At 46.0% G+C, this 23029-nt stretch carries 18 protein-coding genes; 12 read left to right on the top strand and 6 right to left on the bottom strand.

Annotation, left to right across the window (positions count from 1 at the left end; all coding sequences use genetic code 11):
• Positions 1-19 precede the first annotated feature (19 nt).
• The gene (nhaB, locus tag AC0VYA_RS14145; RefSeq protein ID WP_475488708.1) at positions 20-1600 is read right to left on the bottom strand and encodes a sodium/proton antiporter NhaB; all 1581 of its coding nucleotides are present in this window, start codon (positions 1598-1600) and stop codon (positions 20-22) included.
• A 246-nt stretch (positions 1601-1846) separates the two neighbouring features.
• Here nhaB and fadR point away from each other — a divergent pair, with 246 nt between their 5' ends.
• The 9 genes from fadR to AC0VYA_RS14100 all read left to right on the top strand — a co-directional run bounded on the left by fadR (position 1847) and on the right by AC0VYA_RS14100 (position 13334).
• Positions 1847-2557 (top strand): fatty acid metabolism transcriptional regulator FadR, encoded by a 711-nt coding sequence (fadR, locus tag AC0VYA_RS14140; RefSeq protein WP_473474836.1) that lies wholly within the window; start codon positions 1847-1849, stop codon positions 2555-2557.
• A gap of 887 nt (positions 2558-3444) precedes the next feature.
• On the top strand, positions 3445-5187 hold the full coding sequence (locus AC0VYA_RS14135) for an OpgD/OpgG family glucan biosynthesis protein (protein ID WP_475488707.1): 1743 nt from the start codon (positions 3445-3447) through the stop codon (positions 5185-5187).
• Between the two features lie 43 nt (positions 5188-5230).
• A complete protein-coding gene (gene mdoH / locus AC0VYA_RS14130) occupies positions 5231-7156 on the top strand; it encodes a glucans biosynthesis glucosyltransferase MdoH (RefSeq protein ID WP_475488706.1) in 1926 nt (641 codons plus the stop codon).
• Between the two features lie 243 nt (positions 7157-7399).
• Entirely contained in the window at positions 7400-7930 is a 531-nt protein-coding gene (locus AC0VYA_RS14125; protein WP_475488705.1) for a sigma-70 family RNA polymerase sigma factor, read from the top strand.
• Positions 7927-8667: an anti-sigma factor gene (locus AC0VYA_RS14120; protein WP_475488704.1), complete on the top strand. Its 741-nt coding sequence runs from the start codon at positions 7927-7929 to the stop codon at positions 8665-8667. Before AC0VYA_RS14125 ends, AC0VYA_RS14120 begins: the two co-directional genes overlap by 4 nt.
• Positions 8668-8917: 250 nt before the next feature.
• The gene (locus tag AC0VYA_RS14115) at positions 8918-10480 is read left to right on the top strand and encodes a DUF4331 domain-containing protein (protein WP_475491074.1); all 1563 of its coding nucleotides are present in this window, start codon (positions 8918-8920) and stop codon (positions 10478-10480) included.
• Between the two features lie 10 nt (positions 10481-10490).
• The gene (locus AC0VYA_RS14110) at positions 10491-11027 is read left to right on the top strand and encodes an Ig-like domain-containing protein (protein ID WP_006992049.1); all 537 of its coding nucleotides are present in this window, start codon (positions 10491-10493) and stop codon (positions 11025-11027) included.
• 73 nt (positions 11028-11100) lie between these two features.
• Positions 11101-12213, top strand: coding sequence for a tetratricopeptide repeat protein (locus tag AC0VYA_RS14105; protein WP_475488703.1), 1113 nt, complete (start codon positions 11101-11103; stop codon positions 12211-12213).
• A gap of 5 nt (positions 12214-12218) precedes the next feature.
• On the top strand, positions 12219-13334 hold the full coding sequence (locus tag AC0VYA_RS14100) for a HupE/UreJ family protein (RefSeq protein WP_475488702.1): 1116 nt from the start codon (positions 12219-12221) through the stop codon (positions 13332-13334).
• Positions 13335-13413: 79 nt separating this feature from the next.
• Here AC0VYA_RS14100 and dgcA read toward each other — a convergent pair whose 3' ends face one another.
• The 3 genes from dgcA to AC0VYA_RS14085 all read right to left on the bottom strand — a co-directional run bounded on the left by dgcA (position 13414) and on the right by AC0VYA_RS14085 (position 16594).
• Positions 13414-14439 (bottom strand): N-acetyl-D-Glu racemase DgcA, encoded by a 1026-nt coding sequence (dgcA, locus tag AC0VYA_RS14095; RefSeq protein ID WP_475488701.1) that lies wholly within the window; start codon positions 14437-14439, stop codon positions 13414-13416.
• An 87-nt stretch (positions 14440-14526) separates the two neighbouring features.
• Positions 14527-15528, bottom strand: coding sequence for an N-acetyltransferase DgcN (gene dgcN, locus AC0VYA_RS14090; RefSeq protein ID WP_011575558.1), 1002 nt, complete (start codon positions 15526-15528; stop codon positions 14527-14529).
• Positions 15529-15715: 187 nt separating this feature from the next.
• Positions 15716-16594 (bottom strand): LysR substrate-binding domain-containing protein, encoded by an 879-nt coding sequence (locus AC0VYA_RS14085; RefSeq protein ID WP_473474831.1) that lies wholly within the window; start codon positions 16592-16594, stop codon positions 15716-15718.
• Between the two features lie 261 nt (positions 16595-16855).
• Between AC0VYA_RS14085 and AC0VYA_RS14080 the strand changes: the two genes are divergently transcribed.
• A complete protein-coding gene (locus AC0VYA_RS14080) occupies positions 16856-18190 on the top strand; it encodes an amidohydrolase (RefSeq protein ID WP_475488700.1) in 1335 nt (444 codons plus the stop codon).
• 183 nt (positions 18191-18373) lie between these two features.
• Here the strand turns inward: AC0VYA_RS14080 and AC0VYA_RS14075 are convergent, their stop codons facing one another.
• A complete protein-coding gene (locus AC0VYA_RS14075) occupies positions 18374-20512 on the bottom strand; it encodes a M3 family metallopeptidase (RefSeq protein ID WP_475488699.1) in 2139 nt (712 codons plus the stop codon).
• A 324-nt stretch (positions 20513-20836) separates the two neighbouring features.
• Here AC0VYA_RS14075 and AC0VYA_RS14070 point away from each other — a divergent pair, with 324 nt between their 5' ends.
• Positions 20837-21775, top strand: a complete 939-nt coding sequence (locus AC0VYA_RS14070) for an AEC family transporter (protein ID WP_475488698.1) — start codon at positions 20837-20839, stop codon at positions 21773-21775.
• 30 nt (positions 21776-21805) lie between these two features.
• On the opposite strand, the gene AC0VYA_RS14065 is transcribed toward AC0VYA_RS14070, so the two are convergent.
• Complete coding sequence (locus AC0VYA_RS14065) at positions 21806-22408, bottom strand: DUF4202 domain-containing protein (protein WP_475488697.1); 603 nt, start codon at positions 22406-22408, stop codon at positions 21806-21808.
• A 217-nt stretch (positions 22409-22625) separates the two neighbouring features.
• Between AC0VYA_RS14065 and AC0VYA_RS14060 the strand changes: the two genes are divergently transcribed.
• Positions 22626-22961, top strand: coding sequence for a hypothetical protein (locus AC0VYA_RS14060; RefSeq protein ID WP_011575552.1), 336 nt, complete (start codon positions 22626-22628; stop codon positions 22959-22961).
• Positions 22962-23029 lie beyond the last annotated feature (68 nt).

The following is a 23029-nucleotide window of genomic DNA, read 5'->3' as shown; positions in this document are numbered from 1 at the left end:
TTTATTAAACAAAACTAGATTAGTGCGCTGCGGGTTCAGCGCCTAAGGTCGCGCTGTGGTGCTCTATGAGATGCATATCATACAGCCAGTTGGTTAAATCTCCCAAGCCGAAGTATGTTGCAGCTAGCCCAACGATAGTCAGTACAATGGTGTAAGGTAGTGCCATGTACACCATTGTGCCGTATGACAAGCGTAATAGCGGTGCAATTGCAGAGGTCAATAGGAACAAGAAAGCAGCTTGCCCGTTCGGTGTTGCCACACTGGGTAAGTTTGTACCTGTGTTAATTGCAACGGCTAGCATATCGAATTCATCGCGAGTGATGTGACCATGTTCAAGTGCAGCAGCTACCTCGGTAATGTAAACAGATCCAACGAACACATTGTCACTGACCATGGATAGCGCCCCGTTGGCTAAGTAGAACATCACTAGTTGTGAACGGCCTTCGAAGGTCAGCACCCAATCGATAACAGGCGTGAATAGGCCTTGGTCAATGATGACTGCTACAACCCCAAAGAACACGCATAATAGGGCTGTAAAGGGCAACGCTTCTTCGAATGCTTTACCGATTGAGTGCTCATCGATGATGCCATTCATGGAGGTCGCCAACACGATAATAGATAAGCCAATTAAGCCTACGGCAGCGAAGTGGCCTGCCAATCCAATCACAAGCCATATGCCGATGAAACCTTGGATCCACAATTTAGCACTGTCTTGTTTGGTACGGGTGGCTTCTTGCTGGTGGCTGTGAGCGGTTAAAATATCGCGAACAACTTGAGGTAACTGTGCGCCATAACTGAATACTTTAAACTTCTCTAAGGCGAAAGTGGTGGCAATTCCGGCAAAAAATACAGGAATAGTGACCGGCGACATGCGCACAAAAAATTCACCAAAATTCCAGCTGGCTTTATCTGCAATAATTAAATTTTGTGGCTCACCAACCATGGTCATCACGCCGCCCAATGCAGTACCTACCGCAGCGTGCATCATTAGGTTACGCAAAAACGCCCGAAAATCTTCCAAATCTTGGCGCTTTGGGTGGTCAACGTGATCGTCGCTGGTGTGGTCGTGATCAGAGTGAAACTCCTTACCAGAGGCAACTTTATGATAGATAGAATAAAAGCCCATGCCGACAGCGATAATGACCGCCACAACCGTTAATGCATCTAAAAAGGCCGACAAAAAAGCGGATGCTGCAACAAACGACATCGACAAGGCAATCTTGTTTTTAAGTTTGAGCAGTAATTTAGTGAACATAAACAACAGCATGTCTTTCATGAAATAGATACCCGCCACCATAAAGACCAGCAGCAAAACCACCTCTATATTGACGACTATTTCATGCTTCATGTGTTCCGGGGAGGTCATCCCGATAAAGAGTGCTTCAATCAACAGAAGGCCACCGGGTTGCAATGGATAGCATTTTAACGCCATCGCAAGAGTAAAAATAAACTCTAATACTAACGCCCAGCCAGCTATGTACGGGTCTGCCATGAATAGGATTGGGTTAAAAATAAGGAAGGCGATAATAGATTTTTTATACCAATCAGGGGCTTGACCCAAGAAATTGCTATAAACTGCGCCGATGGTCGATTGTTGCATAGATTCAAACCTTTAAATTTTTCTAGCTTTTATAACTACTTTTTAAATTCTGTAACGTAAAAATGCAAGGTAAATCGCATGCTTAGCTACATTTAACTTAAAATAAGGTGCTCAAAAGTTTATTCGATGAATGTGACACTCAGTATATAACTTAACATCTTGTTAAAGATTCATTGTTCCCGAGAAATATCATCTGGTACAATCAGTTAATAGCATAATAATATTGATAACCTTGCGAGCAATGAAATGATTTATAAGGCACAGAGTCCAGCCGGATTTGCCGAAGAGTATATAGTTGAATCTATATGGAGCGGTCGCTTCCCTCCCGGTACCATACTTCCTGCAGAGCGTGAACTATCAGAATTAATTGGGGTAACTCGAACAACATTACGTGAAGTACTGCAGCGCTTAGCGCGAGACGGTTGGTTGACTATTCAACATGGTAAGCCCACTAAAGTGAATAACTTCTGGGAAACCTCAGGTCTGAACATCTTAGAAACCTTGGCTCGTTTAGACGAAGATGGGATTTCAGAACTGGTGGATCATCTGTTGGCGGCGCGCACTAACTTAAGTGCAGTATTTATTCGTGGGGCGATCCGCAACAACCAAGAAAAAACCATTGAAATTCTGCAGCAATATAAAGAAGTAGAGCAAGACGGAACTGCATTTGCTGTTAAAGATTATCAATTAAATCATGACTTGGCGTTTGCATCTGGAAACCCTGTTTACGTTCTAATGATGAATGGCTTTAAAGGTTTGTATTCACGTATCGGTGGTTACTACTTCTCTAATGAGAAATCTCGGGCGCTGACCCATGATTACTACCAGCAATTGCTCGCGCTTGCTGAAAAAGGTGATTACGAAAGCGTGTTGTTAGTCATTCGCAAGTACGGTATCGCCAGCGGTAAGTTGTGGAACGAGATGCGTGATGAGATGCCCAAGGGCTTAGTTGACTAGCCTTAGTACCGCATGTTGGGAATTAAGAGTCATATGATTTTAAATAGCCGCAGTTTTTGCGGCTTTTTTATGTTGCCATACTTTGTTCGTCAATCCTTAACCCACTACTTAAACCCACTATTTAAACCCTCAGCCTATACCGATTCTCCCTCGTTGCTTTTTAGATATGTCCCACGAGTAAAATTTACAATGGCGGGTTAAAAATACCACGGTTATCTCGATTTTCGTGTTTTGAGACTTGGCAACGAAGTAGATTAAAGTACCGCGGCTGTTTCTCAAAACAGACTAGGTTATTCTCGCCTTTGATTTTGTAAGCCATTAATTTTAATAGGTTATATCCATACCAGTACACCACTGTCCGTAATAAGCAACAAAATTGCTGCTCATTAATGTTACGCCTGATGCCAACGTTTGAAAGTGAGACTAATTTGCGACGGGCAAAAACTTTTGAGCGCGCGGCGCCAATTTTGCTTGCAAGGCATTATTCTTTTTCACAGTGACATGCTGCCGCTAAAAATTCACATTAATCTCAGGACTTTCTAGTATCAATGCTGCCTGAGTCTTTTCTACGCGGTTTAATTTTAAAGGGCTCCAAGTAAGTCGCTGGCACCGCACTGTGCTGAACGTGCAACTACGTTGCCTTATTCATTTGGCTGTTTTTGCGTCTCAGGTTTGCACAGGAGTGAGTCCTTAATTGCTTATCCTTTAGTCTAATGTTCGGCGGGTTTGGCACATATTTAATTTGTGGTTCGAAAGTTGCAATCTGCGGGGAAGACGTAGCGATTTCACGCGTTAAACGTTCAAGTATTGTAAAAACTGCTCATCACTGGGAACAACCAACCCCAGAATTGTAAAACGCCAAAACCAGTAAAGGGACCAGAAATAAAATGACAACCCAGAATTCCGTCAATCGTCAACGCCTCAAGGCGGTATCTCGTCAAAGGAGTACTCTGTCACGTCTTGTGGGTTTAGTGTGTTTAATTGTCAGTGTGGGGGCTTCTACCCAAGTTCAGACACCAGAACAAGCACCTGTTGATAGCAAAAAAACGCAATCGATAAAGCAAACTCAGACCAAGGCGAAAGATAAACAAGACAAGGAAGCAAAGCCTTCAGACGCGGCCGCTGATCCTGTTGAGGCACCTGCAGAGAAAACCACCGAAGAACGCGTGTTCTCACTAGTCACAGAGCAAGCGAAATCCCTTGCTACTCAGTCATATGCGCCACCTAAACAAGATCTTCCAGCTGAATTAGCTGAGATGAATTATCAGCAGTACCGCGCGATTCGCTTCAATCCAGAAAAAGCCCAGTGGAAAAACAAAGCCAAATTTGAAATGCAATTGTTCCACCCAGGATTTTTATACCGCTCACCGGTGGGCATTAAAATAGTTGATGACAACAGTGGTACTAAAAACATGTTGTTTGAAACAGACCGCTTTATTTATGAAAAGGATGCTGCAGCCCTAAAAGGGTTGGTGCCTAAAGATGCAGGTTTTGCTGGTTTTAGAGTGCATTACCCATTAAAAACTAATCACTACAAAGATGAAGTAGCCGTGTTCTTAGGTGCGTCTTATTTTCGCTTGATAGGCCCTGGGCAAGTTTTCGGTATTTCAGCCCGTGGGCTCGCTATCGACACCGCGGAAGCAAGCGGTGAAAGATTTCCAGCATTTACCAAATTCTGGATGCTAGAGCCTAAAGAGCATGACACCAAACTTGTGTTCTTTGCCTTGCTTGATAGTAAATCAGTGACTGGGGCGTATCGTTTTGAACTTGTTCCCGGGTTAGATTCTGTTATGCACGTACAAAGCGTTATATTCGCTCGTGAAGACGTCAAAAAATTAGGTGTTGCCCCACTTACCAGCATGTACCTCAGTGGCGAAAATGACACGCGCAAGTTTGATGATTTCAGGCCTGAGGTGCACGATTCCGATGGTTTATCTATGCAGACATCAAGCGGCGAGTGGATATGGCGCTCATTGAATAACCCTAAAGATCTGCGGGTTACCTCTTTGCAAGACGACCAACCTAAGGGCTTCGGGCTGCTGCAACGAGACCAAGACTTTAAGAGCTACCAAGATGCTGAAGCTCACTATCACCAACGCCCAGGTATGTGGATAACCCCCAACAACCATTGGGGTAAAGGAAGAGTAGAGCTGGTTGAAATACCCACTAACTCAGAAACGAATGACAACATTGTTAGTTACTGGGTACCGGCCAAACCCTTCAAAAAAGGGGAAATGCGTCAGTTCGATTACACCTTAAAGACAGTAAACGGAGCACTTCGCCACGAAGAAGTCGCTAGGGTGACGCAAGTATTTAACAGTTGGGCAGCCTTACCGGGTCAAGACAACGCGCCAGAGCGAAGCGAGCGTCAAATGATGATTGATTTTAGTACTGATGCGTTTGCGCATTTGACCGATTCAATTCGTTTAACGCCGCAGTTATCTCTGTCGTCAGGCACATTTAAAGATTTAGAAGTGATTCAACTGCCTGACAAGAAGACGTGGCGCGCTCAATTTAAGTTAGTGCCTGAGAGCGACAATGCGATAGATATGCGCCTGTTTCTTACCCTCGGTGATACTCAGGTGAGTGAAGTGTGGAATTACGTATGGAGCGCCAACGAGGTTGAGTAATTTTAGCCTTTATAGCAATCGAGATAACAGCGAGGGCACGACCATGTTAATAAATATTAAGGGTAAGGCCGTCCGTAAGTGGATATATGCATTAATGGTGTTTGTCACCTCTATTGCGGGCAGCTGGATGATGTACGAAATCTTTTCAGAAAGCGGTATCACCGTGCTTGAAGTGATTTTGTTGGTGCTGTTTAGTATTACTTTTTTGTGGATCTCTGCCGCGTTTTGGAGCGCCTTTATCGGTTTCATCCTGCAGATATTCGATATTGACCCGCTGAAGCTTAAGCGCAATAAACATTTTGCTGGCCAATTGGACAACGTCACTGTGAAAGACAGGCATGCTGTCGTCATGCCCGTATACAACGAAGACACAGATCGCATCATGGCGGGCTTCGAGGCGTGCTTGGTCGATTTACAGCGCACAGGTCAGCTGGAGCACTTTGACTTTTATATGTTAAGTGACACCCAGAATCCCGATATGGCGCAAGCTGAACTTACCGCGTGGAATGAGCTTTGTCAGCGCGTGGGGGCATTGTCTGAAAATATCTATTACCGACGCCGAGAAAAAAATACCCATCGTAAAGTGGGTAACTTGGCCGATTTTTGTCAGCGCTGGGGTTACCAGTACGAGTCAATGATCGTACTCGATGCTGATAGCGTGATGACAGGTGAGTGCATGTTGACGCTAGTGAAAGCAATGCAACAAAACCCGATGTCAGGTTTAATTCAAACTGTGCCTATCCCAGTGCGTTCACAAACCTTATTTGGGCGGTTTTTGCAGTTCGCATCGTGCTTATATTGCCCCATGCTGGCAACCGGTCAGGCATTCTGGCAAACCGACAGCGCAAATTACTGGGGACATAATGCCATTATACGTGTGGACGCATTTATTCAACATTGTGGTTTACCTACATTAGCGGGTAAAGCGCCTTTTGGTGGCGACATACTCAGCCATGATTTTGTTGAAGCTGCGCTGTTAAGACGTGCAGGATGGGACGTACTATTACTAGCCGATTTAGAGGGCAGTTACGAAGAAATCCCCAGTAATATTATCGATTACGCCACACGAGACAGACGTTGGGTGCAAGGCAATATTCAGCACCTTGGCATTATCAATGGTAAGGGGTTGCACACGGTAAATCGCCTGCATTTTCTCTTTGGTGCGTTAGCTTATATGTCGTCATTAGTGTGGTTGGTGATGTTAGTGCTAAGCACAATAGACGCCGTCGTACGCGCAACCACAGAAACGGTGTTTTTTGCTTCCAATTATTCTTTGTTTCCCTCGTGGCCTGTGGTCAAAACTGAATACATTATTACGCTGCTAAGTGCCACTGCGGTCATGCTATTAGGGCCAAAGTTACTGGGCGCTATTGTGGCTTTGGTTAGGCGCAGAGAGCAATTTGGCGGCGGATTAGCATTAATGTCCGGGGCGCTAATTGAAGCGACTATCGCCATTATCATTGCCCCATTAATGATGTTTTATCACGCCTATTTTGTACTTAATGTTCTCGTTGGAAAGAATGTTAGCTGGGATGCACAAGGCAGAGAAGGTCGCATGGTGCCGTGGAAGGAAGCCTTTAAGCGTACTTGGGTGGCCAGTGCTATTGCCATCGCGTGGGGCGGGATTACGTTATCTCTAACGCCTATTTTATTTTGGTGGTTGGCCCCTGTGCTACTTGGTTTGTTACTTGCTGCCCCAATTATTCGATTTTCCAGCAGTTTGTATCTTGGCAAATTGAGCCGCAGTTTGGGTATGTTTGTCAGCCCGAGCGAGGTCGAGGAAATCCCGGCGCTGCGTACACTTAGGATCCGCCTAGCCAACATGCAGCATCAAGACGAAATATTGTTATCTAGCCCGCCTATGCCGCCGGAACAGTGGCAAGAGATGCCAGAGCAAAGTTTTGAGTTCTTGTCATCAAGTGTAGAAATGCCGATACAGCGACTGGCAAGTGATAACAAACATCAGTAACTCGATTGTGGCTGGTGGCTCGTCCACGGTGTGTTACGCCTAGCAAGCTTATTAGCCACGTATTGCTTTAGCGGCTGAGCCGCAAATGTGTACCACATTTAACGCTGCACCCTTTGCCGACCTTATGGTCGGCTTTTTTTGTGGTGAGGTGTAGCGAAAATAGATTGTAATTAATTGAATCCAGATTGCCCTCTTGCACGTTTAAACGTATTGCCTTATTTATAACCAATGCGAGAGGACACTATGAAACAAGATCCGATGTTGAGTTTGCTCAGTGCCACAGCTCAGGGAGATAAAGCCGCATTCGCTGAGCTTTATCAAGCGTCGAGTAAGCAGTTGTATGCTGTGAGCTTGAAAATGTTGAAGCGCAAAGAGCTGGCAGAAGAAGCACTTCAAGAAGCTTACGTGCGAATTTGGCACAATGCCTCTCAGTATCGGGCCGGTAAAGGCACAGTGCTCACCTGGATGATCAGTATTGCCCGCTATCGAGCGTTAGATATACTGCGCTACCATTCAGTGCGCAAAGAAGAACCCCTCACTGATAACGAAGTCGGCGTGCAAACTTCAAGTGAACCCATGACAGAAACCCATCAAGGTTTGTTGGAAAAATGCATGGGAGCGCTGGACGTGCAGCAACGCCAAGCGATTCATTTAGCATATTTTAACGGGATGTCACATCACGAAGTAACCGCCCACTTGGATCTGCCGCTTGGTACGATTAAAAGCTGGATCCGCCGAGGATTACTATCATTACAAAGGTGTTTGAAATTATGAATTATTTAAACCCTGATCTATACAATGCACTTGCTGCTCAATACGTATTGGGTACACTGCGGGGCCCTGCTCGACGACGTTTTAGCAGGCTTATAATGCAACACAGCGCAGTCAGCGAAGCGGTTAATAGCTGGGAGTTGTATTTAAACTCTTTAGGTGAACAGTTACCTGATGTGGCGCCAGACAACGACGTTTGGCGAAAAATAGAGCAGCGCTTAGGTTTTATTCAAGCGCAAAAGATCGCTTCGCAAGTAGAACCAGCACCGACAAGTAAGTCTGAACCTAGCAATGTGGTACGCATACCAGAGAAGAAGCCTCGCTTATGGCAAGCCCTTGCAGGTTTGGCTTCAGCGGCCGCTGTAGTGCTTGCTGTATTGCTAGTGCAAATGCAGCCAGCACCGATTTCAGAGGTCACCCAGATAGCGGTTATCAATAATCAGCAAGCAGATCTATTATGGAGCATCGAAATAACCGATGAAGAAATAGCAGTCAGAGCAACCAAAGCCTTGCAAGCGAAGCAGGCTGTTGACTACGAGCTTTGGATCGTTCCAGAGGATGGTAGCGCACCTGTATCCTTGGGCTTGCTGCCAAAAGATGGGGCCAGCACTTTGGTTAAGCCTCTGGTATTTGAGCAAATCAATATTGCTGCCTTGGCGGTTAGTTTAGAGCCATTGGGTGGTTCACCAAACGGTTCACCCACTGAAGTGTTATTCACAGGAAAATTAGTTATTCTGTAAAAGAAGTAAAAACTAAATAATTCTAATTTTTATAAACAGCGAAACCTTGGTTTCGCTTTTTTTTTAACTAAATTTTAAAAACCAGGTTTATTTGCATCCAGTTACTTGAGTGAATCGTTTAATGACTATCAGCGCCAATATATACGCTAGCCAAGTGTGAGACGTATTTGATGGATTTGATATCTATTCAACAAGTAAATAAAAAGGAAACGTCATGCAAAAAACAAAATTAACATTGTTAGCCTCGACCATGTTGAGTCTAACCTTTGGTCAGGTTGCACAGGCTTCTAGTCACAGAGAAGCACCGAATATCACACGCACCCCCACGGTTGATTCAACCGATTTTTACGCATTTAACAGCTACGAAGAAGGGAGAGGCGAATATGTCACTCTTATTGCTAATTATATTCCCCTGCAAGATGCTTACGGCGGGCCAAACTATTTCGCTATGGACCCTGCAGCGGTATACGCGATCCATATTGATAACGATGGCGATGCGGTTGAAGACATGAGCTTTACCTTTAAATTCAGCCAAACCCTACCGAATGACAATGCCGGTGTGGCTTTAATGGTCGGCCCAGAAGGTGAGCAAAAAGCCGTAGGCGTGCCACTTAAGAATGTCGGCGGTATCAGTGCTAGCGATCAAGCCAATGCAAACTTTAAGGAAAACTACTCAGTTAATTTGGTATCAGGCCCTATGCGCACAGGTACCAGTGCAGCAGTAATGAACGACACATCTGGCAGTGCAAGCTTTGGAAAGCCATTGGATTACATCGGCAATAAAACGTTTGCTAGTGCTGAACAATACAAAGCATACACCGATAGCTTTATTTACAGTGCCACGATTCCAGGCTGTGATAGCCCTGCTAAAGTGTTCGTTGGTCAGCGTAAAGACCCCTTCACCGTTAACTTAGGCAAGGTATTTGATTTGGTTAACTTTGTTCCTGTAGAAGGCGACAGTGCACCAGGTGCAGGTGACGAAGGCGGGTTCCCTGGAGGCATCACTCAATCAACTGACAATGACGACTTGGCTGATAAAAATGTCACTAGTATCGCCATTGAGGTACCAAAAGCGTGTTTGATTGGCTCTGGAAACGGCAGCATAGGTGCATGGACTACCGCAAGTTTGCCACAAGCACGTATCTTGAACCCTAATGCTAGTTTTGCTAACACCGAAGTCAACGGCGGTGCTATGACACAAGTTTCGCGTTTAGGCTCGCCTTTGGTTAATGAGTTAGTGATTGGTTTAGCGGATAAAGACACGTTCTCAAGTGCAGCTCCACAAGACGACGGGCAATTTGCAGATTATGTCACTCACCCTACGTTGCCTGAATTACTTAATATCTTGTTTAGAGATGCGGTTAACACGACTTTAGGTACAGATATTGAAACATTAGCCCCGACTCACTTTCCACGTACCGATTTGGTCACTGCATTCTTAACCGGTTTTGAAGGTGTAAACCAATTGTCCGTGGTGACTCCGTCGGAAATGTTGCGTCTAAACACTGGCATTGAAGCAAAAAGTGCTGATATGCAGTCGGCTTTCGGTGTAGCAGGTGATGACTTAGCAGGTTTCCCAAATGGTCGTCGCCCTGGTGATGACGTAGTGGATATTGCCTTGCGCGTAGTAATGGGTCGTCTATGTTACCCCATTCCAGTTAACGGTGAAGAGGTTGACCTAGGTTTGTGTGCACCTGAAGATGCCAGCGTAGGTAACGTGCCGTTTACTGATGGTGCCCCAAGCAATGCCTCAATGATGGATAGCAGCTTTCCCTATTTAGCCATGCCACTACCAGGTTCTGGCGCAGAGTAAGGAGAAGAATATGAGAAATAAAAAAATGAAGAGGCTGCCCCATCAAAAGGGAACAAGCCAATTACGGGTAATGAGTTTAGGTTTGGCGATGACCATTGTCTTAGCCGGATGTGATTTTGGCAGCGATGACAACGATGAAAATGTTGCCCCGAGTGCAGTCTCGGTTGACCTAACTACTCAAACCGAAACCGCCATAGTGGATATGCTCACTGCAACTGACGAGGACGGCGACAGCTTAACCTTTAGTTTGGTAGATGAGCCTAAGACAGGCACCGTAATGGTCGGTGACAATGGTGATTTCACCTATCAGCCTAATCCTGAAGTGACGGGCAGCGACAGTTTCACTTTCACCGTTACTGACGGTATAAATGAGCCGGTTAGTGGTTCAGTGAACATTACGATTGAAGCGCTAACCGTATCTTTTAGCAGCTACAGTCGAGCGGCCTTTGCCCAAGACCCTCAGGATGAGCCTTTGTCGACCAATGGTCGCTCGTTCACTCAGGATGTGGAAGATCCTGACGCTTATGATGATTTGTTGCAGGACTAAAAGGACTGCAGTAAACATATTAATGAAAAGTTTGATAGCGCCATGGAAGGCGCCCCTTTAAGGAGATTTACCCGTGAAAAAGCAAGTGTTTGCTTTACACAATAAGGCGCTCATTTGGGGGCTTTTAGCGTTAGTTAGCATAGTGGTCAGCACTGCAAATGCAAAGAGTTACGTGCCCGCCTCAGAAAATATCGTGGTAGCCAAATGGACAGTAGTGGATAAGAGTGACTCCCCTAAAGAGCGGGTCGCACTGTTACTCAGCAAAGCCAACTTACCAGGACTAGCCAGTCGATACTATGGTCAAGCTAGTGCGTTAACGGAAACGCTGCTGCGAGATACCCCAAATGATATTGAACTGTCATTTTATCAGGCGAAAATCGCCCAACATTACCACCGCTTTGATACGGCTCTATCAATATTAACGGGCATTTTACGTCGCCAAGAAAACCATCCTTCCGCTTTACTCCTAAAAGCCAATATTTTGCTGGTACAGGGAAGATTAGTTGCAGCGAAACAAACATGCTTACAACTACTTGGCAAGGCTGAATTGTGGATCGGTGGTGCTTGCGCATTAGAAGTCAATGCCCAAAGTGGCAACAATGACAGTGTTGCTGATAGCTATGCACAGCTACTGAGCCTAGTTGAGCGCTCTTCATTGCACCAATATACTAACGTTGAGCAACAGCGCTGGGTTCAACAAATATTAGCAGAACTGGCGGCAAAACAAGGTATGTATAATCAAGCTCTTACCCACTTAGCTACATTTGAATTAACTCAAGTGCCTGTGAGCTATTTGGCTTTGTGGGCAGATATTCAACTGGCTCTGAATAAGCCTGAGCGTGTACTGCGAATACTTGGGCCAATCGTTGAGCAAGCTGACAGTTTTGATGATGCTTTGTTAATACGTTTAGCCTTATCTGAAAACCAAATCAGCGATCAGCACACCCGCTGGACGCCACGTTTGACTCAGCGAATTAATATTCGTATGCAACGTAAAGATACGGCCCATGCCGCTGATATTGCGCGTTATTTTTTGGACATAGCACCAGATCGTAAAAAAGCGCTTTTTTGGGCCAAAATCAACTGGCAACAGGCTAGGTTAGATGACGATAAGCGCTTGCTCGAGCGAGCGATGGACGTACAATATGCCCCAGAGAAAAGAACAAATCAGTCAGCAGGAATGTAGCATTGGTGAAAAATAATAATATGATTAGAAGCCTATTGATGGTGTTGGGCTTAGTGATCAGTTTGCCTAGTATTGGTCACCAATTAAGCACGGCGTATATCATTGCCAACGTAGATCAAACAGGTCGTATTCAAGGTGAATGGCAACTGGGCTTGACGGATTTAGAATTGGTTTTAGGACTAGATGCGGACCAAAACGGTCAATTGACATGGGGAGAGGTCATTAAGCGTCGCGCCGATATCGCCACTTATTTAGCCGACCATTTATGGCTTAAACGGGGTGGGCTGGCCTGCACCACTCAATTTGCAGGTATAGAGCGCTTAGAAGATCACGCCGACTCCGTGTTTGCGGTAACTGACTTTACTGCTCAGTGTCCGCTAGCAGGTATATTCACCATAGATTACAGTGCGATATTCGTTAAAGACGACAGTCACGAAGTTGTCGTTAATATCAGTGATGACGCCAATACACAGAGCTTTGTGCTGAATAATGCTCAACGCCAAATTGACATAGATCTAACGGATGGCAGTCGCTGGGTTACATTCAAAGAGTTTGTATATCAGGGCATCATCCATATCTGGATTGGTACCGATCATATCCTGTTTTTATTGGCGCTGCTTTTGCCTTGTGTTTTGCTGCGTCAAGAAGGGCAATGGCAACGAAATCCACAGTTAAAGAACGTACTGAGCACCACAGTGTGGATCATCAGTGCGTTTACGTTAGCGCATTCAATCACCCTGACTGCCACAGCATTAGGCTGGATAATACCGAGCAGTCGCTGGGTGGAATTTGGCATTGCGATTTCGGTGTTATTTGCAGCCTTGAATAATGTGAAGCCCATAATCTTACGTTTGGGGTGGCTCACTTTTGCTTTCGGTTTGCTACACGGAATGGGATTTGCGGGCGTTTTGGGGGAGCTCGGTTTGCCGGGGGATCAGAAGTTACTCTCTATCTTAGCGTTTAATTTAGGGGTAGAAATCGGCCAGCTGGCGATAGTGTTAATTACTTTACCGCTACTGATTTTACTTGCAAAAACGGCGCTGTACCGTCGCTGGGTTATGCCTGGTGCTTCTATTGGTATTGCATTAGTGGCGCTAAACTGGGCGATAGAGCGCTTTTGATGACACCAGTGATATAAACCTCATACGTTATGAAAAAGCCGGAACCGATTAACGGGGCCGGCTTTTTAGTGAAACCACTCTATCCTTCTAAAATCACTTGGCTTTGTGGGGAACCCCATAAGGCGGGGTTTAAAGGTTGCATCACGCCGTCTTTAATCGCAAAGCCATTTTCTCTGTCGGTTTTAATTAACAGTGGGCCGTCTAAATCCACGTACTTAGCCCAGTCACTTAACAAAGAAATCGGCGCCATGGCTAGAGAGCTACCCACCATGCACCCGATCATTATTTCAAAGCCCATTGCTTGGGCTTCTTGGGCGAGAGCATAGGCCTCCGTTAAGCCACCTGTTTTATCCAACTTAATATTGACTGCATCATAGCGGCCTTTTAGGTAAGCCAATTCTTCACGGGTATGGCAACTTTCATCGGCGCACAGTGGCACGGGGCAGCTGTAAGCTATTAAATCTGCGTCGTCGCCTACCGGTAACGGTTGTTCAATTAAGATTACATTCAGTGCTTTTAAGTTATCACCGCAGGCTTTTAAATCGTCGATAGACCAACCTTCATTGGCATCCACAATAAACTGGCTGTCGGGAGAAGCTAAATGAATGGCTTGCATCTTCTCGACGATGTCTTGGTTATCCAATTTCACTTTGATCAGTGGAGGATGGCCCAGAGCTTTCGCCGCTGCGGCCATGGCTTCGGGCGTGTCTATGCTTAGCGTTTGCGCCGTCACGCAGGGCGCTGGGGTTGATACAGACAATAGTTGTGCCACAGATTTTTGTTGTGACTTCGCCACTAAATCCCACAGGGCGCAGTCCATAACATTGCGCGCAGCACCTGAGGGCATTGCATTAATGCGCGCGCGAACTCCGCTTATATCGCCCTCGAATGTAGCCAAGCTCTTAGCGGTTTGGTCAATTTGCTCCAGTACACTTTGTACTGACTCTTGGTAGCGGGCATAAGGCACTGATTCAGCCCAGCCTGTGTGTACGCCATCGGTTAAGGTGACCACCACTACATCGGCTTGTGTTTTAGCACCTCGTGCAATACGAAATACACTTTTAAGAGGCAGCGCTTGTTGGTAAGCCTCAACTTGAAAACCCATGCTGTTTTCTCCTGTATTTTTGCGTTTAACCAAAGGCGATACCCTTAGCTTACGGATTATGTCTTGAGTTTATGTGAAGCCTTTAGCTTAGATTGGCAATGCGGCGACGATGGCATCGGTCCCATCGCGAAGCGGGTCAACACAGGGCAGCGAAAACTGCTCGCTTAGCTGCTGACAAATAGCACGGCCTTCTTCCACGCTAACAGCAGACGTATTCACACTAATACCAGCTACAACTACATCAGGGTTGGTTAAACGGGCTGCTTGTAAGTTAAGGGCAATGGTGGCCTCAATACTTGGGAAGGCGGTATTAGGTAAGCCGCGCATATGCGTGCGATTAAGCGCGTGGCAAATAACCAATGCATCAGGCTGTGAGCCATGCAATAAGCCTAAACTTACGCCTGCAAAAGCAGGGTGTGACAATGAGCCTTGTCCTTCAATCACATCCCAGTGGTCGTCACTGGCGTCGGGGGATAATGACTCAGCCGCACCCGAAATAAAATCAGCCACCACACAATCAATTGCCACACCCGCACCTGCCACTAAAATACCGCACTGGCCGGTGGCGCGAAAATCAACCGCTATGTTTTGTTTAACCATAGCGTGTTCAAGGCTCAACGAGGTATACATTTTACCTACCGAACAATCTGTGCCGACGGTCAATAAGCGCTTGCCGGCCCGTTTGCGGCCTGTGCCTGTGCTAAAAGCCGTGGTGGGATGGCGAATATCAAGCAACTCAACATCATACTGCTGTGCGCAGTGAACTAGCTCAGGGTAGCTGGTCAGTTTTTGATGTAGTCCACTAACGATATGCATGCCTTTTTTAATGGCTAATTCAATTAACGGTAACCATTTTTTATCTAAAATACCGCCACTGTTTGCAAAGCCAAGCACCAAGCTTTTAGCGCCGTTTTTGGCGGCTTCTTCAATGCTTAGTTTGTTTAATCCTGTGCTTACGGTGCAGCCTTCGACACTGAATTCACCGACGCATAAGTCAGGGCGCCAGTGAGCGACACTTTGGGCCATTTTGATCGACAGAGCATCGGTAGCATCGCCGATAAACAACAAATAGGGGGCTTGAATCACCATGAATATATCCTTTAGAAGTGCCAATTTACTGATTGATAAGTGCATCCTAGCGTGGTGTTCGGGAAAATAAAGTGACTAGGTATAGCAGGGGTATAACTTCAGGTTATGGCTTGGGTTGTAGCTTAAGACATGGCTTAGGCTAGCGCTTAAGGTTGGCCCCGGATCTGTACAACCTTCTGCTGCGCTTTTAGGTTATTTCTGCTTGTAGATACGGCAAAAACCCCTGGACTACTTTAGACAGTGGCCTGTTTTGTAAATGCAGGGCATTAATAGAAAAGCTAAGGGGCGGGGTGAACGATGCCATGGCGATGTTATCATTTAAATTTCCTAGCGCCGTGTGTTTGTCTACTACGCATACCCCTAAACCCTGTGCCACTAATCTTGCTGCAATAAAATAGGTTTGTACCTGTATAGGACTATGAGGCTGCATGTTTTCGCTTTGTAAACGACTGTAGAGCATATCCCCCAATGGGCCTGAATCACTAATACCAATAAAGCTAACATTCGCCAAGGCTTCGATGCTAAGCAGCGAAGGTGCATCAGGGAATAACGCTTTAGGGTAAACAACTACCAACTCAGACTGCCCACATTCAATGCTATCTACGCCTAATTTAGGGCTCGGATGAAACAAAACGGCCACATCAGATTTATGTTCAATAAGGCTTTGTAAGACCGCGTCGTTGTGTACGGTATTAATGCTGAAGCTCACATTTGGGTGCTGCTGATGATAGCGAGCGATGGCTCTTGGCAATACGTCAAACCCCAACGCCGGGGTAATACCAATATTAATGTTGCCCGAGTGAGCATGTTTTATGTTGTGCGCAGTGTTATCGATAGTACGCATTTGCTGATGTATTTTGTCCACTTCATGAAACAACATGTTTGCTTCAGGGGTTGGGATCAAGCGGCCCTTGTTGCGGGTAAATAACGCAAACCCTAACTGCTGCTCTGCATGAAGCAGCACTTTGCTCACGGCAGGTTGCGATACGTGCAAAATTTTAGCCGCGTTGGTAATTGAGCCCGTGGTATAAATAGCATGAAATATTTCTATATGACGTAAACGCAAGTATAAGATCTCGTGAAAAGAGTAACGACGGTAATGTTGGCTATCCTAAACAATCGTGGCGGCTAGATCTCGCTTTTATAACAAATTGCTAAGGATATTTCTGGTGGGCGAGCTAATGTGCAGTTTTTGCTTGGTCATCGATTGTCCTATGACTGGTTCAGTGAGGCGGATTCATGCTAACGTGTTAAACATCATGATTATTTTTATATCATTACTCGATTTTAGCTAAGGCTAAACACCACCACATTCAAGGGAATTACCATGAAATTACGCCGCCTTAATCTAGCCATTGCAGCTATTCCATTTTGTTTCAGCCTGAGTTTAAGCCAAAGTGCCTATGCTGATAGCGTGAGTGATAAAGTCAGTAGTGATATGCCTAAACTAATGGCGTTATATAAAGACCTGCATGCGCATCCTGAATTAAGTGGCTTTGAGGTGAACACCGCAGCAAAATTGGCCAAACGCGCCAAAGCTTTAGGCTTTGACGTCACCGAAAAGGTAGGGGGGACTGGCGTGGTCGCGGTACTGAAAAATGGCCCTGGGCCTGTGGTAATGATCCGCGCTGATATGGATGGTCTGCCGGTGGTAGAGCAAACAGGATTGCCCTTTGCTTCAAAGGTGCGCGCTACCACAGAAGATGGCATCGAATCTGGCGTTATGCACGCCTGCGGACATGATACCCACATGACCAGTTGGGTCGGCACGGCGCAAGCGTTGACATCGATGAAAGATAAATGGTCTGGTACGTTAGTGATGATTTTGCAACCGGCAGAAGAGCGCGGGAAGGGGGCACGTGACATGCTGGCCGATGGGCTATACGAGCGATTCCCGAAACCCGATTATGCACTCGCATTTCATGATGCTGCGGGTTTACCCGCTGGCACCATAGGTTATACCCCAGAATTTGCCTTGGCCAACGTTGACAGTGTCGATGTGATTGTCAAAGGGGCGGGTGGTCACGGCGCTTATCCCCATACCACCAAAGACCCTATTGTGTTGGCCAGTCGTATTGTGAGTTCCTTGCAAACGCTGGTGAGTCGAGAGCTCGACCCACAAGACTCAGCCGTGGTCACAGTTGGTAGCTTTCATGCTGGTGCGAAGCACAACATAATATCTGACAAGGCGACTTTGCTGCTAACGGTACGCAGTTACTCTGATGAAACCCGTCAGGCTTTACTGGATGGCATCGCGCGTATCGCTAAGGGCGAAGCCATTGCCGCGGGAATGCCTGAAGCACTAATGCCAGAGGTGAATATTAAAGACGAATACACGCCAGCAACTTACAACACGCCTGAGTTTACCCACAAAATGGCTGACGTATTTACTCAACGTTTCGGCGAAAAACGCGTTGTTCAAACCCCAGCGGTCATGGGCGGTGAAGACTTTAGTCGTTTTTATCGTGCCGATAAGAACATTCAAAGCCTTATTTTCTGGGTGGGTGGGGTAGAGCAAGGTGACTGGGACAAAGCCAAAGAAAATGGCACGTCTTTGCCATCATTACACAGCCCATACTGGGCGCCAGAGGCGGATGCGGTAATAACCACCGCCACGGAAGCGCTGACAGCCGCTGCATTAAATATCATGCACAAGAGCTAACTAATCCCCAGCAAATCAGGTGTAGGGTGGGGCGCGTAAACAGGCATCGCACTTCAGAACTGCAATAAAAAGCCCCGTGATTGATGCTTCATCACGGGGCTTTTATTTTTTTCATTGTTCGCCTTTCTGTTATGTCACGTCAGCGTGACACACAATGCTAGCGTGCAGGTTCAAGCAGCAAGACTACTCGCCTAAGCCGCGACGTTTTAACAACGCATCTGTGCTGGGTTTACTGCCGCGAAAATCGAGATAGTCTTGCATCAAATCTTGGCTGTTACCCATCGATAGCACGCGGCTACGGAATTTATCGCCATTATCACGGTTTAAACCGCCATGCTCTGCCATATAGGCAAAGGCATCAGCTGCGAATACTTCAGTCCATAAATAAGCGTAATATCCCGCAGAATAACCACCGGCGAAGGCATGGCTAAAATAGGCAGATTTATAGCGCGGTGGCACTGGCGCATAATCGATGCCGTGTTTAGCCAACGCTTTTTGTTCAAAATCAGCTACGTCTGTGATTTTGGTACCGGCCGGAATTGAATGCCATTCCATATCTAGCAAAGCGGATGCTAAATACTCAGTGGTATCAAACCCTTGGTTAAAGTGATGAGCTGAAAGTAGCTTGTCTAATAAGTCTTTTGGGATCGCTTCGCCCGTTTGATAATGCTTCGCATAATGAGCAATTACCTCTGGGTCGATGTCCCAATCTTCATTGAATTGAGACGGGAACTCCACAAAGTCACGTGCTGTTGAGGTACCCGCTAAGCTTGGGTATTTCACCTGGGAAAATAGCCCGTGAGCAGCATGGCCAAACTCGTGAAACAAGGTGGTCACTTCATCGAAGGTTAATAGTGTCGGCTGACCCGCTGCGGGTTTAGGGATGTTAAGTACATTGTAAACGACCGGCTTTTGGCCGAGTAGGTCGCTTTGGGTAACAAATTCGTCCATCCATGCGCCGCCGCCTTTGCCTTCACGGGCATAAGGGTCAAAGTAGAACAGGCCAATGCTACTACCGTCTTCGTTATACACTTCAAAGGCTTGTACATCATCTTGGTATACTGGTAAATCCTTACGGGCTTTAAAGGTGATGCCATAAAGTTTTTGCATCGCAAAGAAAAGGCCATCATGCAGTACGCGCTCAAGTTCGAAATAAGGCTTAATTGCGCTTTCATCAAGATCGTATTTCGCTTTACGCACTTTCTCGCTATAAAATGCCCAATCCCATGGTTGTACAGCAAAGTCTTTGCCATCAGCTTCGATCTGTTGTTGCACAGCTTGTGCTTCAATTTGCGCTTTGGCGACGGCCTTAGGAGCCAAATCGTCGAGTATTTCGTAAACCGCCGCCGGGGTTTTGGCCATTTGGTCTGCGGTCACATATGCCGCCCAGGTGGGGTAACCTAGCAGCTGTGCTTTTTGTGCCCGAAGCTCGGCTAGTTTGATAAGCACCGGGCCATTGCTGGCCATGGCGCGATGAGCAGACGCTTGCCAAATCTTTTTACGCAGATCGCGGTTCGCTAAACTGCCAAGAATAGGTTGGCGCGTCGTGTTCACAAGCGTTATTAAGTAACCTTCTTTGCCCGCTTCTTTAGCCGCACTAGCAAGGGTCGCTATTTCAGCGTCCGATAAACCACTCAGTTCGCTTTTATCGGTAACAAGAATGGTGTCCTGCTTGAACGATTTGAGTAAATTTTGCGAAAACTCTGTGGCCAAACTTGAAAGTTGACCATTGATCTCGCGCACGGTTGCTTTGTCGGCGTCGCTGAGTTTTGCCCCTGCGCGCACAAATTTCTGGTAGTAGTGCTCAACTAAGCGCTGATCGATGGCATTCAGTGAGGCTTTGTCAGCATAAATGCTTTGAATACGAGCAAATAGTTTCGCATCAAGGTAAATGTTGTCATCGTGCGCGGTGAGTTTAGGGCCCATCTGTGCTTCGATGCGCTGATAATCATCGTTGGAGATCACGCTTGATAGGTTGTAAAAGACTTTACTGACGCGGGTTAGTAAGGCGCCTGATTTTTCCATGGCCACAATAGTATTATCAAATGTGGGCGAGGCTGGATTATCAGTAATACCAGCGATTTCGATATTATGCTGCTCTATGCCGGCTTTAAAAGCAGGCTCATAATCTGCCATGGTGAGCTTATCGAATTGGGGGGCTTGATATGTCAGCGGGCTTTTTCTAAACAATACATTGTTGCTGGATGCAGCCATGGCTTTAGCTTGCTCTTTGTTGGTTTGTTGATGATTAACCACGTTGGTTGAACATGCACCGAGTACTAAGGTGGCACCTACAGCGGCGGCGATAAATGAAATACGCATTGAAACTCCATAATATTAAAAATATGCCAAGCCTAAAATGGGCAAAAAACTGAAAATAGAAATTAAAAAAACAGGCATATATGACTCTGTCACTTTATCAAGCACAGCCCAGTGTTAACAATCCTTTCAAGCCCAGTAATGCTGAGCTTTATCGCAAATGCACTCACTAAATTGCGACCAATTGTAACAAGTGTGACTGATGTCACATTTGGACCCTAATTTACTGTTTTAGATGGTTTATTGTCAGCTCGCTAAATTGCCTTTAAGCTTGTCGGCAATAACTTACCTGATTTCCTATCCGCTGCCCAAGGGACGCTACCTTACATGCCAATCCAATCACTACTGTTTGCCGTTGAAGTGACCTTGCCCATCAGTCTGCTAATTGTACTGGGGATCATATTTAAGCGTATTCGCTGGATAAACGAAGAATTTGCCATAATTGGCTCGCGGTTGGTATTTAACGTGACTTTGCCGTGTTTGCTATTTGTTAATATTGCTAAAACCGACTTAAGCGTTACTACACCCACTTACTTACTGGTGTTTGCCGCCATTGCCACCACAATCACGTTTTTGCTTTTCAATTTACTCGCATTGAAGATAGAGCGCCAAGATGCACGTGGCGCGTTTGCTCAAGGAGCGTGCAGGGGCAATATGGCGATTATCGGTTTGGCGTTATCCGTTAGCGCATTTGGCGAGACCGCACAGGCGTTAGCATCTATGTATCTAGCGGCCATTGTCATCCTGTATAACGTGTATTCCATCTTAACTCTTTATTACCATCAAGCAGCAACCGCTTCGTTGAAATTGGTCACCCTGAGTGTGATTAAAAACCCGTTGGCGATTGCTATTGCGTTAGCCATATTGGTCGCACTTGTACCTATTCCTTTACCTGATCTTCTGTATGAGTCAGGCAGCTATCTGGCGCAAATGACATTACCGTTAGCATTGTTATGCGTAGGAGCATCTATTCGTTTACAAGAATTTAAAGCGTCTAAGTTGTTGTATATTGCGATAGCCAGCAAGATTGTGTTTATCCCGCTGGTCACTACTGTCATTGGTTATTATTGCGGGCTTAAAAATGAAGCGTTAGGGGTGTTATATATCATGATGGCCACACCCACCGCAGCGGCTGCTTATCCTATGGTACGTGCGATTGGTGGAGATCATCATCTTACTGCAGCGATTATCGCCGGCAGTACCTTATTCTCGATGTTTACCACCACCCTTGGGTTGTTTTTATTGCACCTGCTGAGCTGGGTTTAAGCAGGTGCGGGAGTGTCTGTTATCACGTTATTAAGCTTGCACCGCTTTTAAGATGATCGGCGTCAAAGATTCTGGCAAAGCCACTTTACCTGCCAACACAAACGCGTGTGCATCATCTGACATTTTCATCCACGTCTTACGGATGATATCTATCCACTTTTGCTCTGTGTAATCAGGGTGCTTGGCGGCAAACGCCAACATATAGTGCTCAATGAAGACCAGACCCACCACGTCTTCTAATAGTTGTGTATCTGGGTTTGATTTTATACCCACTTTGGCGACCGCTTTTTTTGCTCTTGCCACGTCCGCTTCATTAAAACCCGCTTGCTGCATTACCTCAGCGACTTTATCTGCGTGAAAGGTATATAAGTCGCTACGCCATTGATGATAACCCTGACGATCCATAGGGTAAGCACTGCGCGGAGACTGCCAACGCTGTATGTGTTGCCCGCGAATGGCCAATTTAACCACGTGATCCGCATCGCTTCGATAGCGCTCTAACATGTTTGACATGCGTAAACTATACAGCAGCTCTTTTGGCCACTCTTTGCCTTCGGCTTGCTCTATATTAGGATCTTCACTGTTAGCGCTATCGATTAGATTGACGGCTTGTTCGTAAGCGGCTTGAGTCATGTAGGGCTCCATGGATGGATGATAATGAGCATGAACGGACAATTTTCGCTATTTTAGCCTAAAGCGTGTTGTTAATTATATGCTTATGCTGCAGTTATTTATTGCGCTAGGGTAATGGTCCTAATACGAACGCCGCTCAATAATTAGCCACTCAGGGATTATTTATTGAAAGGGTAGAAAGAGTAGAAAGGCTGTAAAGGGTAGAAAGGGAATAACAATGACTTGTGTAAAGCGTATGTTCTTGCGTGTCGCCATGCTTACTGTGATAGCAGGGAGCATATTCGTGGCTGGTTTTTTGTGGCTAGAGGCAAGAAAAGAGCTGGTTTATTTGTGTGACACTTTTTCTCAAGGGGAGAGCGTAAGCAGTGTGATAAGCCAATTGGATACGGGCCAATTTCTGCAGTACCGCGTTACTCATATTGAAGCTGATATGCATATTGAAGGGGCTACGCATATTGTTGCCACCAGTGAGTATCCCTTTTCAGGCTATGCCTGCGTGATTGAATTTGATGGGCAAGCAACTGTCCAACAGGCGTCGCTAGTGAAGCAGTAAGTCATAATAGAAAAAGCCAAAACAGCTCAGTAGCATGTTTTGGCTTTGTGACTGTTACTTAATATTTG

It is taken from the genome of Paraglaciecola sp. QJM3NY_14, assembly GCF_056173245.1.
This window is presented reverse-complemented; position numbering and strand designations above follow the sequence as displayed.